The sequence below is a fragment of the Micromonospora phaseoli genome (assembly GCF_900109115.1).
In the GTDB taxonomy this organism is placed as follows: Bacteria; Actinomycetota; Actinomycetes; order Mycobacteriales; family Micromonosporaceae; genus Micromonospora; species Micromonospora phaseoli.
The window spans coordinates 286,515-298,556 of sequence record NZ_FNYV01000004.1 but is presented as its reverse complement, the minus strand read 5'-3'; the positions used below and the strand labels follow the sequence as shown (position 1 = coordinate 298,556).

Below are 12,042 nucleotides of genomic sequence, written 5' to 3'. Positions count from 1 at the left end.
CGGCCCGGAACCAGACGCAAACTTCTTGATCAACGGCGCTGGGGTGTGGGGGTCAGGGGAGGGGGAGGGCGAGTAGGAGGAGGGTGGTGGTGAGGCCGGCGGCCACCACGATGAGCACGGGGCGAGGGCTGAGCACGGCGTGGCGGCGGTCGGCGATCACCCGCGCCGGGATCAGACCCACCACCGGGCCGAGCAGCGTCACCACCAGGGCCAGCACCGGCAGGCCGACCGCCAGGTCACCGTCGTTGCGGTGACCCAGGGCCCGGGCCCCGACGCCCAGCGCGTACGCCAGCGCCGCCCCGGTGACGCCCCACACCGCCAGCAGCGGGTTGACGTTGCCCGGCAGCTCGCCCGGCTGCCGGGTACGGCGCAGCAGGTCCCGTACCGCCTCCAGCAGCGTCACCGGGTCACCGGTGGCGTCCGGGGTGGGAGCCGGAGGTGTCCCGGCCCGCCGCCCGCCGCCGCCCAGCCGGGCGTTCAGCTCCTGCCAGAGCACCGCCACCTCGGCGTCCACCCGTTCCTGCGTCTCACGCGCCGCGACCACTTCCCGTTCGGCCCGGTTGACCTCGTCGGCGGAATCGGCCACCGCCCGGTCGGCCGCCGCGCACTGCTGCTCGTACCAGGTCCGCGCCTCTTGCCGCTGCTCGTGCACCCGTGCGGTCAGCTCGGCGAGCCGCCGGAGCTGGGCCGCGTACGTCTCACTGGTCACCGGTTCGTTCATCGTGACGGTCCGTAGGGGATGATTGTCTGCCCGGTGCGGTGCACCGCCCGGTCGAAGAACAGCCCGCGCCATGGGCGGGGATACCAGTCCGGCCCAGAACTGCCCGGGTACAACGACGAACCCAGCTCCCCGCCGTGGGTGTCCAACGCCACCCAGGCGCCGATCTGGTCGGTGCGGGAGCCGGTGCCGCCCAGGTCGGCGCGCATCCGGGCCACCCCGCGCCACCAGGCCAGCACGTGCGTGCGCCGCTCGGGCCCGTCGTGCAGGATCCGGCGTAGCTGCTCCAGCCCGGTCGCCCGCCCGGACCGCGCGGCGAGCGAGCCGGCCGCCGCGTCGACGGCGAACAGCAGCAGGTAGTGCGGGGTGCCGGTGGCACCGGGCGCGCCGAGGCCCTCGGCCGTCTCGGCCATCAGCTCGGCCACCGTCTCCTCGTCGTACCAGGCGGCGTCGTCGGCGAGGTCCTCGTAGAGTGCCCGGGCGGCCGGGTCGGCGTCCGGGTCGAGGCAGGCGATGGAGAACCGTGCGGTGCCCGGCCGATGCTGCCGGGCCAGCGACCGGGCCGCCGCGTCCAGCACCGCGCACGCCTCGTCGATCCGGGTACCCAGCACGGCCAGGTTCCGGCCGGGTGCCCGGGGCAGCCGCAGGGCCGCCGAGCGGGCCTGCACGTCGATGATCTCGCCGAGCAGCGCGACGGGGCTGCGTGGCGTACCGACCTCCGGGGCCCGCAGCGCCCGGAAGTCCGGCGCGTCGGTAAGTTGCGGGATCGCGTCGCCGTCGAAGAGCCGCGCCGGCGCGGCGTCGGCCGGGCGCATCCGCCACAGTCGGTGCTGCAGGTCGCTCCAGGTCTCCCAGTCGCTGGCCGACGGGATCCGGGCCACCTCGTTGCCCTCGGTCAGGCCCGACTCGGCGTTGACCACCGCGTGGTGACGGGGCAGGGACTGCGCGGCGTCGTTGCGTTCGGCGAGGATCCGCAGCGCCTTGGGCAGCGCGATCCGCAGGGTGAACTGGGCCACCAGCGCGGGCCGGCCCCACAGCGCCTCGATGCCGCGTACGTCCTGCGAGGCCAGCACCAGGTGGATGCCCTGCGATCGGCCGCGGCGGGCCAGGTCCTCCAGCAGGTCGGCGGCCTCCCTGGCCACCGCGTCCCGCCCGGCCAGCAGCATCTGGAACTCGTCGACCACCGCGACGATCCGGGGCCAGTGCCCGGTCGGGTCCACCGCCCGCAGCTCGGCCAGCTTGGTGACCTCGTGTTTCTTCGCCGCGTCCGCCCGCCGACGCAGCTCTTCGGCGAGGAAGCGCAGCAACGCCAGGCCGAATTCCCGGTCGGTGTTGACGTTGATGCCGACCAGCCGCATGTGTGGCAGCCAGCTCGGGTCCCGTCGGCCCTTGGCGAACCGGGCGAAGGACACCCCCTCCTTGAAGTCGAGCAGGTAGAACTCCAGCTCGGCGGGGGAGTAGCGGGCGGCCAGCGCCCCGATCCAGGCGAAGATCAGGTTCGTCTTGCCGGTGCCGGAGGGTCCACCGATCAGCGCGTGCGGCGGGTAGTCGCCGAGGGTCAGCAGCACCGGGCGGCCCTGCGGCCCCTCGCCGATCGGCGCGGTCAACCCGGTCGCCGAGTCCTCCTGCCACATCTGGTCGGCCGGCGGCAGCAGATCGGTGAACGGGGTGGGTGCCGGACCCGCGCTCACCACAGAGGCGATCTCCCGGCAGGTCTCGGTGACCAGCGTGGCCGGCGGCGGCGGGTCGAGGCGTACCGGCAGGGTGCCGATCCGGGCGCCGTCGGCGGTCACCGTCACCCGGGTCACGGCCGGATCGTCGGGCAGCGCGACACCCCGCACGATCAGGTGTACGCCGCACGCCACGCCGGCGCGTACCACCCGGTCGAGCTGGCCGCGCTCGTGCCGGGACAGCTCGTCCCCACCGAGCAGCACCGCCACCCGCCACGGCTCCGGGCGGCGACCGGTCGCGGCGGCCAGTTGGCGCAGCGAGGTGTGTTCGCCGGCGAGGACGGTCTCGTTGACCCGGCGGATCTGCTCCACCAGGTCGTCCAGGAGCCGGCCCAGGCCACCCGGACCGACGAAGGTGAGCAACCCGGCCGGGCCCAGCGGGGCGAACCCGGCCAGCCCGCCGCCCAGCTGATCCGGGTCGTAGCCGACCAGCCGTACGCCGCCCGGTGCGGCCCGGCCCAGGCTGCGCAGCAGCAGCGCGGAGACGATCGCCGCGCAGCCTTCCGCGTCCCCGTCGAGCGCCACGTGGCCCCCGTCGAGCAGCGCCACCAGCGCGGGTACCGGCTCGGCGCCGACCAGCCGGACGGTGCCGACCCGCGTCGCGCCCGGCGGTTCGGCGCGCCCGGCCGGGGTGGGCCGCCAGGCCGGCCAGTCCGCCGACCCCGCGCCGGGTGCCTCGCGGATGGCCGCCTCGGCCGCCCGCCGGGCCAGCACCTCCAGTCGTGATGCGTGCCGGGCGTCGATCTCGGCCAGTCGGCGGTCGCGTTCGGCGCCGACCCGCTCGGGCACGCCCGTGGCGGCCCGGCGCACCCGCACCGACCGCTCCCGCGCGCTGGTCAGCGCGAGCTGGGCCGCCGCCGACCGGGTACGGGACGCGCCGAGTGCCTCGGCGAGCAATTCCCGGACCCGGGCGACCAGCTGGTTGCGCCGGTCAGCCATCGATCCCGCTTCCTGGCCGGCCGGTGGTCCCGTTCGACGTCGGCCGCGACGGTGGCCCGGACCACGGTGCCGCGCGGCCGGCCCCTGGCCGGGTCGCCCCGGAGGTGCCGCCGTGCTCCGGCCGCCGGCCGCCGCCCGGTCCGCCGCCAAGCTCGGCGGACCTACCGCCGCCCGAACCGCCGCTGCCGCCCGAACCGCCGCTGCCGCCTGCTCCGCTGCCGCCCGCTCCGCTGCGGCCCGGTCCGGTGCCGTGCTCGGGCGGTAGGTCGCGGCCGAGGCGGGCGAGCAGGACGCCGGTGAGCACCCCGGCGGTGACCGCCGGATCGGCGGCGTGCGGCTGCTCGCCCTCGCCGCGCCGGGGTGGTGGCATTCGGCAGACCCGGGTGAGCAGGGTGTCCAGCACCGGTGCGGGCAGGCCGGGCAGCAGGTCCCGGACCCGTCCGTCCAGTTCGCGATGCAGCCGGCTCAGGTCGTCGCCGCGTGGCGGGTGGCCCAGCAGCTCACCGGCGAGGTCACGCAGCAGCGGTGGAGCCACGGCGGCCAGGCCCAGGCCGACATCGGCGTGCGCGCCACGCAGGTCCCGGTGCAGCCGGTCGCGGTCACCGGCGCGCACCCCGCGTACCACCCGCTGCAGCAGGTCCCGGGAGTCGGCTATCCGCTCGTCGGGATCCTCGGCCGGACCCTCCCGCCCGCCGGTCAGCTCCGCCACCCGCACCGACCACCAGCGGCGCAACCGCACCTCGCCGGCGGGCTCCGGGGCGGCGGCCACCGGCTCGGCCGCACCGGGTGCGTCGTGCACCGGCCGGCGCTCCGGCGCTCCGTTGGCGGGTGGCGCGCCGTCGGGGGCCAGGCCGATCGCGGCCAGGTACGCGGTCAGCTGCTCCTGGGCCACCCGCAGCGCGTACCCGGCGGTCTCGGCGTGCTCGGTGGCGGCGGAGAGCTCCGGCACGCCCATCGGGTTGGCCGACTCCTGGCGTACCCAGCGCAGCCGCTCGCTGGCCAGCCCGAACTTCTCCAGTGCCTGGCCCAGCAGGCCCTGCGGCAGGTCCTCGGCGGCGGCACGGACCTGCGCGCCGATCTCCTCGACGATGGACACGCCCGCCCCTACAGCGTCGAGACGTACTGCTGGGCCTGCTCGACCGCGACGAGCGTCGCGGCGAGGCACTCCTCCAGCTCCTGGCTGGCCTGGGTCAGTGACGCCTGCGCCGCCTCGACCGTGGTGTGGCCGCTGCCCTCCAGCGCGCCGGCGAGGGTCTGTTGCGCCTCGGCAAGTTTCTCGCCGGCGGCCTGCACGGCGCTCTGGCCGTCACCGATCTGCTGAAGCGCGACATCGATGGCTGCTTTGAGCTCGGCGACGCTCGCCACGCGGAACCTCCTGGGGGCGGGGAGGACTCCATTAGAGCCTATGCCGGTAGGGGACAGTACATGCGCCCTGTCAGTGTTCCTGCCTCGCTGACCGGTTGTCGACCACAGGCGCGCCAGGTCCGATTCGTGGGACCCGTGGGCGGGCTGTCACGGACTGCCACGGCCGTCCAGCCAGCGCGGCCCGCGCACCTCGGCGCCGAGCGCGGTGACCCGTTCCCGTAGCTCACGGTCGGCGGTGACCACCAGACGTCGCCGGTCCGCGGCGCGTGCGACCAGGTCGACCACGGCGTCGTCGCCGGAGCCGACGGCGGGCTCCACGCGTACCCCGTCGACCCCCGGCACGTCCCGCGCCGCGCCCTCCACCACCAGCACCACCTCGACCGGCGGGGGCAGGTCCGGCGGCATGCCCTGCGCGCCCAGCGGGGCCAGCGTGTCCCGCAGCCGGGCGGTGAAGCCGGCCCGGTCGCGCCACCAGCCGTTGGGGCGGGACCCGACCACGTTGGCGGCGTCCACGATGAGCAGCGGTGTCGGGTTCATCCCCACAGCCTGCCATCAGTCGTGCCGGCCCCGGCCGCGCCGCGCCCGCGTCCCGAGGTGCCGGCCGGCGGCGTTTGTCCGGCCGGGGGCTGGGTAGCCCGTGCCGACCGTCTCGCGCTCGACCGCGGAGGATAGCGATGATTGGACCCGGCGACTTCGGCTCCGACCCGTGGGACGAGTTCCTCGCGCGGTACTTCGGACGGGGCGAGGGCGGGCGACGACCCGCCCACCGGGTCGACATCACCCGACTGATGACCGCCGACGCGCGGGAGATGCTGGCCGACGCGGCACGCCGGGCGGCCCAGAAGCAGAGCAACGATCTGGACACCGACCATCTGCTCTGGGCGGCGCTGCAGCGCGAGCCGTTGCGTGATCTGGTCCGGCGGGCGGGCGCGGACCCGGACACCCTGGTCAACGCGTTGGGCGGGCGGAGCGACGGCGCTCCGCACGGCGAGGTCCCGCCGAACCTGTCGCTGACCCCGGCGGCCAAGCGGGCCCTGCTCGACGCCCACCAGCTCTCCCGGGCGATGGGGGCGAACTACATCGGACCCGAGCACATCCTGATGGCCCTGCCGCTTAACCCCGAGTCACCGGCCGGCCGGATGCTCGCCGCCGGTCGCATCCAGCCGGAGTCCCTGCAGGCCGCAAACGCCGAACGCGGTCCGGCCGGTGGCCCACGGCCGGACCGGGGCACCCCGACGCTCGACCAGTACGGTCAGGACCTCACCGAACTGGCCCGCAACGACCAGATCGACCCGGTCATCGGACGCGCCGACGAGATCGAGCAGGCGGTGGAGATTCTCTCCCGGCGCACCAAGAACAACCCGGTGCTGATCGGCGAGGCCGGCGTCGGCAAGACCGCCATCGTGGAGGGCCTGGCCGAGAAGATCTGCGACGGCGACGTGCCGCAGACGCTGCTCGGCAAGCGGGTGATCCAGCTCGACCTGGCCGGGCTGGTCGCCGGCACCCGCTACCGGGGTGACTTCGAGGAGCGGCTGAAGAAGGTGATCGACGAGATCCGGGCCCACCGGGAAGAGCTGATCGTTTTCCTGGACGAGATCCACACCCTGGTCGGTGCGGGCGGTGCGGGCAGCGAGGGCGGCATGGACGCGTCCAACATGCTCAAGCCGGCGCTGGCCCGTGGCGAGTTGCGGGTGATCGGCGCGACCACGCTCGACGAGTACCGACGCACCATCGAGAAGGACGCCGCGCTGGCCCGGCGCTTCCAGCCGGTCTTCGTGCCGGAGCCCACCGTCGAGGACACCGTGGCCATCCTGCGCGGCCTGCGTGACCGCTACGAGGCCCACCACCAGGTGCGCTTCACCGACGAGGCGCTGGTCGCCGCCACCGAGCTGTCCGACCGCTACGTCACCGACCGTTTCCTGCCGGACAAGGCGATCGACCTGATCGACCAGGCCGGGGCCCGGGTGCGGCTGCGTACCCGGACGCCCGACGCCGACGTGCGGGACCTGGAGCAGCAGCTCGAGGAGGTACGCCGGGACAAGGAGCAGGCGGTCGCCGACGAGCAGTACGAGCGCGCCTCGTCGCTGCGCGACCGGGTCGCCGAGCTGGAGCGGCAGGTGCAGCGGGCCCAGGGCGACGACGGCAACGGCAGCCAGGTGCCACAGGTGGGGCCGGAGGAGATCGCCGAGGTGGTCTCCCGGGCCACCGGCATCCCGGCCAGCCAGCTCACCGAGGAGGAAAGGGACCGGCTGCTGCGGCTGGAGGGTCAGCTGCACGAGAAGGTCGTCGGGCAGGACGACGCGGTCACCGCGGTCGCCGAGGCGGTCCGCCGCTCCCGTACCGGTCTGGCCGACCCGAACCGGCCGATGGGCAGCTTCCTGTTCCTCGGCCCCACCGGCGTCGGCAAGACCGAACTGGCCCGGTCCCTGGCCGAGGCGTTGTTCGGCGAGTCGGACCGGATGGTCCGGGTGGACATGAGCGAGTTCCAGGAACGACACACGGTCAGCCGGCTGGTCGGCGCGCCGCCCGGCTACGTCGGGTACGAGGAGGCCGGGCAGCTCACCGAGGCGGTGCGCCGCCGCCCGTACGCGGTGGTGCTGCTCGACGAGATCGAGAAGGCCCATCCCGACGTGTTCAACATCCTGTTGCAGGTGCTCGACGACGGACGGCTCACCGACAGCCAGGGCCGTACGGTCAACTTCAAGAACACTGTCCTGATCATGACGAGCAACATCGGCTCCGAGATGATCACCGGCGCCCAGCGCGCGGTCGGTTTCGGTACCGGCGAGCCCGGCAGTGAGCAGGAGACCGATGAGCTGCGGGAACGGTTGATGCGCCGGCTGCAGGAGAACTTCCGTCCGGAGTTCCTCAACCGCATCGACGAGGTGATCATCTTTCGCCGGCTGGAGGCCGAGCAGCTGCGCCAGATCACCGGCCTGCTGCTCGAGGAGACCCGCCGCCGGCTGCACGCGCAGGACATCGAGGTGGAGTTCACCACCGCCGGCGTCGACTGGCTCGCCGAGCACGGCTACCAGCCGGAGTTCGGTGCCCGGCCGCTGCGCCGGGTCATCCAGCGGGAGGTGGACAACCACCTGTCCCGGATGCTGCTGGAGCAGGAGATCTCACCCGGCCAGCGGGTCACCGTCGACGCCCGGGACGGTCGGCTCACTTTCGACGTGGCGGCCGGCCGGGGCCACGCGAGGGCGACGACATCGCATCCTCGCTGACCGGAGGGGTACCGATGACCGAACCGGACGAGGCCCGCGACGACGAGTTCACCGAGGCGATCCTGGCGCCACCGACAGCCAACCCCGCCCGGGTGCAGGTGCCGGCGGAAGGGCTTGGCGGGCAGACCGACGAGGGGCACCCGGAGCCGTCCGGGTCGCCGCCGGCAGAGGAGGGCTGATGGTACGCGAGCAGCGACTCGACCCCGAGGTGGAAGTGCTGTGGGAGGACTTCCACGCCGAGGTCAACGTGCCGTCCGAGCAGCTGCGGCAGTGGCTGCTGACCCGCGGCTCCGGCGAGGACGCGTTCGGCCCGGATCCGGATCTGGATCTGCCGGAACCGGGCCGGCAGATCCTCGCCGTGCTGCGCAAACGCAAGGTCGACCTGACGCCCGGTGACATCGAGGTGATGCGCGAGGCCGTCGATCGGATCCGGTCGCTGACGGCGGCGAAGCCCAGCCGGGGCAACGCCGACGACGAGTGGCGGCACAGCCTGCTCGACCTGGGCCACGACGTCCTCGTCGAACGCTGACAGTCCTGCCCAGCATCCCACCCACCTGCGTCGATCTAGGGCGAATCGTCACGAGTTGATCTCCGGCGACGACGAAAAGCCCTAGATCGACGCGGGCGGGTTACTCGGATTCCAGGCTGGCGATGGCCAGACCGACGTCGTCGGCGGCTGTCTGGCGGTCGGCGCGGGTCTGCTCCTCGCGGGTGAGCAGGGCGGCGTACTCGGCCAGGTCGGCCGGGTCGGGTACCTCCGGCAAACGGCGCAGGAAGGCTTCCACGTTCCGGACGGCGGTGGTGTGCGCGGCGGCCGCCTGGCGCAGGACCTCGCGGTCGTCGGCGGCGGGATAGAGGTCGGTCATACCCGCCCGCTTACCCGCGCTCAGGCGCTTCGCACCCGCTCGGCGGCCAGCACCGGCGCCGGCCGCCGCACCCCGAACGCCGGGTTGCGCAGCAGCCAGGCCAGGTACGCCGGATGCGGCGCGAGGGCGTCGGTGTACGCCACCAGAGCCGTCTCCAGCACCAGGTCGGCGGTCGGGGCGGCCGGGGATTCCGGGTGCCAGCCCAGCATCAGCCGCCAGCGCAGCGGCGAGCCGGCGAGCCGGCGGGTCACCAGGCCGGCCACCGGGCGGAACGTGGCCTGGCACAGCGCCACCGCCTCGCCGGCGTCGACCAGGTCGATACAGCTGCGCACGTCGGCCTCGTACACCTTGCGGGGAGTGAAGCCGGACCGCGCGCAGGCGGCGGCGAAACAGTCACCGAAGCAGCCGTCGCCCGGGGCCGCGACCCACTGCTCGTGCCGCAGGTCGGCCAGGTCCACCTCGTCCCGGTTGGCCAGCGGGTGGGTCTCCGGCAGCAGCACCATGACCGGGTCGACGGCCACCTCCCGCCAGCTCAGCCCGTAGTCCGCCGACGGGGTGGAGTCGCCGCAGACCCCGGTCAGCGCGTAGTCCAGCCGCGCCCCGGCGACCAGCTGGGCCAGCTCGTCGACCGACCAGGAGGCGTGCGTGGTTATCTGGGCCTGCGGCTGCTCGGCGGCGAGCCGGTGCACCAGCCGGCCCAGGATGGGGCTGTTGACCCCGCCGATCCGGTACCGGCGTGGCGCGTCACCCGCGCCGGCCAGCCGGGCCGCCTCGTCCTGCAACCCTTTCATCGCCGGCAGCAGCACCCGGGCCCGGGCGAGCACCAGCTCGCCGAGGGCGGTCGGTCGGGCGCCGCGCCGGTCCCGCTCGAACAGCGGCCCGCCGAGGGTCCGTTCGATGCGCTGGAGCTGGGCGGTCAGCGCCGGCTGGGCCAGGCCGAGCGTCGAGGCCGCCTTGGTCACGCTCCCTGTCTCCGCGATGGCGCAGACCACCCGCAGGTGGCGCAACTCCAGATCCATAGAGTGACGGTAGGGCCACCGAGCAGCTGGCGGAAGGGTCCGGACGGATCAACGACCGTGAACGTGTCGTGGGTCTCCCGCCGGCCTTTCAGCGCTGCGGCGGCTCCGCGAGCTCGCTCAGTTGGGTGTGCCGACCGGTGACCGCGTCCCGGAACTTGTCGACCAGCCCCACCGCCGGCTCGACGATCCGGTTCCACGGCGGGGTGTGCGGCATGCCCGGATGCGGGCGGGTCGGGGCGGCCTCCTCGGCGATCTCCAGCCGGTTGCCGAGCCGGATCAGCTCCTCCTCGGTGGCGGCGTCGCACAGCTGCTGCACCAGCGCGTCGACCGCCACCACGTGTGCCTCGAGCAGGCGAGCGACCATGGCGAGACGGTCGTCGGTCAGCCCGCGCAACGCCATGAGCAGGGCGGCGTCCCCCGCCAACACCTCACCGACCGGGCTGTCGGCGTCGGCGAGGGCCTGGCGGACGGCGGGTAGCAGGTACTGCTCCTCGGCCGACAGGTGCCGGGACAACGCGGCCACCAGGATCTCCCGGCCGTGCGCCGGATCCGGGCCCGGCTCGACCAGCCGCCGGGTCAGACTCAGCAACTGCTGGTGCTCCTCGGCGATGGTGGCGGCGATGCTGCGCCCGGCGGGCTGGTAGCCGTCGGCGGGAGTGGGCGGCAGTGGCGGCAGGTGGACGGACATGGTGCCCTCCTCGGCTGGCGGACGGCGCGACGACACGGCAGCGGGTCGGGCGCGGCAGTACCCGCACCTGCCCGAACCGAAACTCTAGGCTGATATGAAGGCACGATGACGAGCGACCTCCACTCCGCCTTCCCCGCGCCCACCGACGAGGTCGTCGACCTGTGCCGGGACCTGCTGCGCATCGACACCACGAACACGGGCGACAACGCCACCAGTACCGGGGAACGCCGGGCCGCCGAGTACGTCGCGGAGAAGCTCGCCGATGTCGGCATCGAACCGGCGCTCTACGAGTCGGCGCCGGGACGGGCAAACGTGGTCGCCCGGATCCCCGGCACCGACCCCGGTCGGGGCGCGCTGCTCGTGCACGGGCACCTGGACGTGGTGCCCGCCGACGCCGACGAGTGGTCGGTGCACCCGTTCTCGGGCGAACTGCGCGACGGCTACCTGTGGGGCCGGGGCGCCATCGACATGAAGGACTTCGACGCGATGGTCCTCGCGGTGGTGCGGCACTGGCAGCGCACCGGCGTGCGACCGCCGCGGGACATCGTGCTCGCGTACACCGCCGACGAGGAGGCGGGCAGCGAGTACGGCGCGCACTTCCTGGCCACCCGGCACCGGGACCTCTTCGACGGCTGCACCGAGGGGATCGGTGAGGTCGGCGGCTTCTCGTACACGGTGGACCCCTCGCGGCGGCTCTACCTGATCGAGACGGCCCAGAAGGGCATCGACTGGCTGCGGCTGCACGCCAAGGGCCGGCCCGGGCACGGCTCGATGCTGCACGACGACAACGCGGTCACCGCGCTCGCCGAGGCCGTGGCCCGGATCGGCCGGCACCGCTTCCCAGTGGTGGTCACCGATACCGTGCGGGCCTTCCTGGAGGAGGTCTCCGAGGTGCTCGACATCGAGCTGGACCCGGAGGACCCGGAGACCGCGATCGCCAAGCTCGGCCCGATCGCCAACATCATCGGTGCCACCATCCGCAACACCGCCAACCCGACCCGGCTCGCGGCCGGGTACAAGGACAACGTCATCCCCGGCCGGGCCAGCGCCACCATCGACTGCCGCAGCCTGCCCGGGCAGTCGGAGCTGCTGGAGCGGCAGCTGCGCGAGCTGGTCGGCCCGGACATCGCCATCGAGTACGTCCAGCGTCAGCCCGCGCTGGAGACCACCTTCGACGGCGACCTGGTCATGGCGATGTCCGCCGCGCTGCGGGCCGAGGATCCGGGTGCCCGGCCGGTGCCGTACATGCTCTCCGGCGGCACCGACGCCAAGGCCTTCTCGCAGCTGGGCATCCGTTGCTTCGGCTTCGCGCCGCTGCGGCTGCCGGCCGACCTGAACTTCTCGGCGCTGTTCCACGGCATCGACGAGCGGGTCCCGGTGGACGGACTACAGTTCGGCGTGCGGGTTCTCGACCGGTTCCTGCGTACCTGCTAGTCCGCGTCCGTAGGACGCCCTACCTGCTAGTCCGCGTCCGGCTCGGACGCGACATC

At 73.9% G+C, this 12,042-nt stretch carries 11 protein-coding genes and 1 pseudogene; 4 read left to right on the top strand and 8 right to left on the bottom strand.

Annotation, left to right across the window (positions count from 1 at the left end; genetic code table 11):
* Positions 1 to 52: 52 nt before the first annotated feature.
* The 5 genes and pseudogenes from BMY89_RS12890 to BMY89_RS12870 form a co-directional block, all read right to left on the bottom strand.
* A complete protein-coding gene (locus BMY89_RS12890; RefSeq protein ID WP_092379885.1) occupies positions 53 to 721 on the bottom strand; it encodes a hypothetical protein in 669 nt (222 codons plus the stop codon).
* The gene (locus BMY89_RS12885; RefSeq protein WP_092379883.1) at positions 718 to 3,387 is read right to left on the bottom strand and encodes an FtsK/SpoIIIE domain-containing protein; all 2,670 of its coding nucleotides are present in this window, start codon (positions 3,385 to 3,387) and stop codon (positions 718 to 720) included. The genes BMY89_RS12890 and BMY89_RS12885 overlap by 4 nt, the downstream gene beginning before the upstream one ends.
* 211 nt (positions 3,388 to 3,598) lie before the next feature.
* Positions 3,599 to 4,483: pseudogene (locus BMY89_RS12880) on the bottom strand (hypothetical protein); the annotation flags it as partial.
* Positions 4,484 to 4,491: 8 nt separating this feature from the next.
* Positions 4,492 to 4,752: a hypothetical protein gene (locus tag BMY89_RS12875; RefSeq protein WP_092379879.1), complete on the bottom strand. Its 261-nt coding sequence runs from the start codon at positions 4,750 to 4,752 to the stop codon at positions 4,492 to 4,494.
* A 147-nt stretch (positions 4,753 to 4,899) separates the two neighbouring features.
* Complete coding sequence (locus BMY89_RS12870) at positions 4,900 to 5,289, bottom strand: hypothetical protein (RefSeq protein WP_092379877.1); 390 nt, start codon at positions 5,287 to 5,289, stop codon at positions 4,900 to 4,902.
* 137 nt (positions 5,290 to 5,426) lie between these two features.
* Here BMY89_RS12870 and BMY89_RS12865 point away from each other — a divergent pair, with 137 nt between their 5' ends.
* Genes BMY89_RS12865 through BMY89_RS12860 form a run of 3 tightly spaced genes read left to right on the top strand, consistent with a single transcriptional unit; the run spans position 5,427 to position 8,508 of the window.
* A complete protein-coding gene (locus BMY89_RS12865) occupies positions 5,427 to 7,979 on the top strand; it encodes an ATP-dependent Clp protease ATP-binding subunit (protein WP_092379876.1) in 2,553 nt (850 codons plus the stop codon).
* Positions 7,980 to 7,993: 14 nt separating this feature from the next.
* Positions 7,994 to 8,158, top strand: coding sequence for a hypothetical protein (locus BMY89_RS30360; RefSeq protein WP_170147647.1), 165 nt, complete (start codon positions 7,994 to 7,996; stop codon positions 8,156 to 8,158).
* Positions 8,158 to 8,508 carry a DUF3140 domain-containing protein gene (locus BMY89_RS12860; RefSeq protein ID WP_092379874.1) on the top strand — a complete coding sequence of 117 codons (351 nt, stop codon included), beginning with the start codon at positions 8,158 to 8,160 and terminating at the stop codon, positions 8,506 to 8,508. Before BMY89_RS30360 ends, BMY89_RS12860 begins: the two co-directional genes overlap by 1 nt.
* 100 nt (positions 8,509 to 8,608) lie before the next feature.
* On the opposite strand, the gene BMY89_RS12855 is transcribed toward BMY89_RS12860, so the two are convergent.
* The 3 genes from BMY89_RS12855 to BMY89_RS12845 form a co-directional block, all read right to left on the bottom strand.
* Positions 8,609 to 8,845 carry a hypothetical protein gene (locus BMY89_RS12855; protein WP_092379873.1) on the bottom strand — a complete coding sequence of 79 codons (237 nt, stop codon included), beginning with the start codon at positions 8,843 to 8,845 and terminating at the stop codon, positions 8,609 to 8,611.
* Between the two features lie 20 nt (positions 8,846 to 8,865).
* Positions 8,866 to 9,864 (bottom strand): LysR family transcriptional regulator, encoded by a 999-nt coding sequence (locus tag BMY89_RS12850; RefSeq protein WP_092379871.1) that lies wholly within the window; start codon positions 9,862 to 9,864, stop codon positions 8,866 to 8,868.
* Between the two features lie 88 nt (positions 9,865 to 9,952).
* On the bottom strand, positions 9,953 to 10,552 hold the full coding sequence (locus BMY89_RS12845; RefSeq protein WP_092379870.1) for a cation-binding protein: 600 nt from the start codon (positions 10,550 to 10,552) through the stop codon (positions 9,953 to 9,955).
* A gap of 105 nt (positions 10,553 to 10,657) precedes the next feature.
* Here BMY89_RS12845 and BMY89_RS12840 point away from each other — a divergent pair, with 105 nt between their 5' ends.
* Positions 10,658 to 11,986 carry a M20/M25/M40 family metallo-hydrolase gene (locus tag BMY89_RS12840; RefSeq protein WP_092379868.1) on the top strand — a complete coding sequence of 443 codons (1,329 nt, stop codon included), beginning with the start codon at positions 10,658 to 10,660 and terminating at the stop codon, positions 11,984 to 11,986.
* The last annotated feature ends 56 nt before the right edge of the window (positions 11,987 to 12,042 follow it).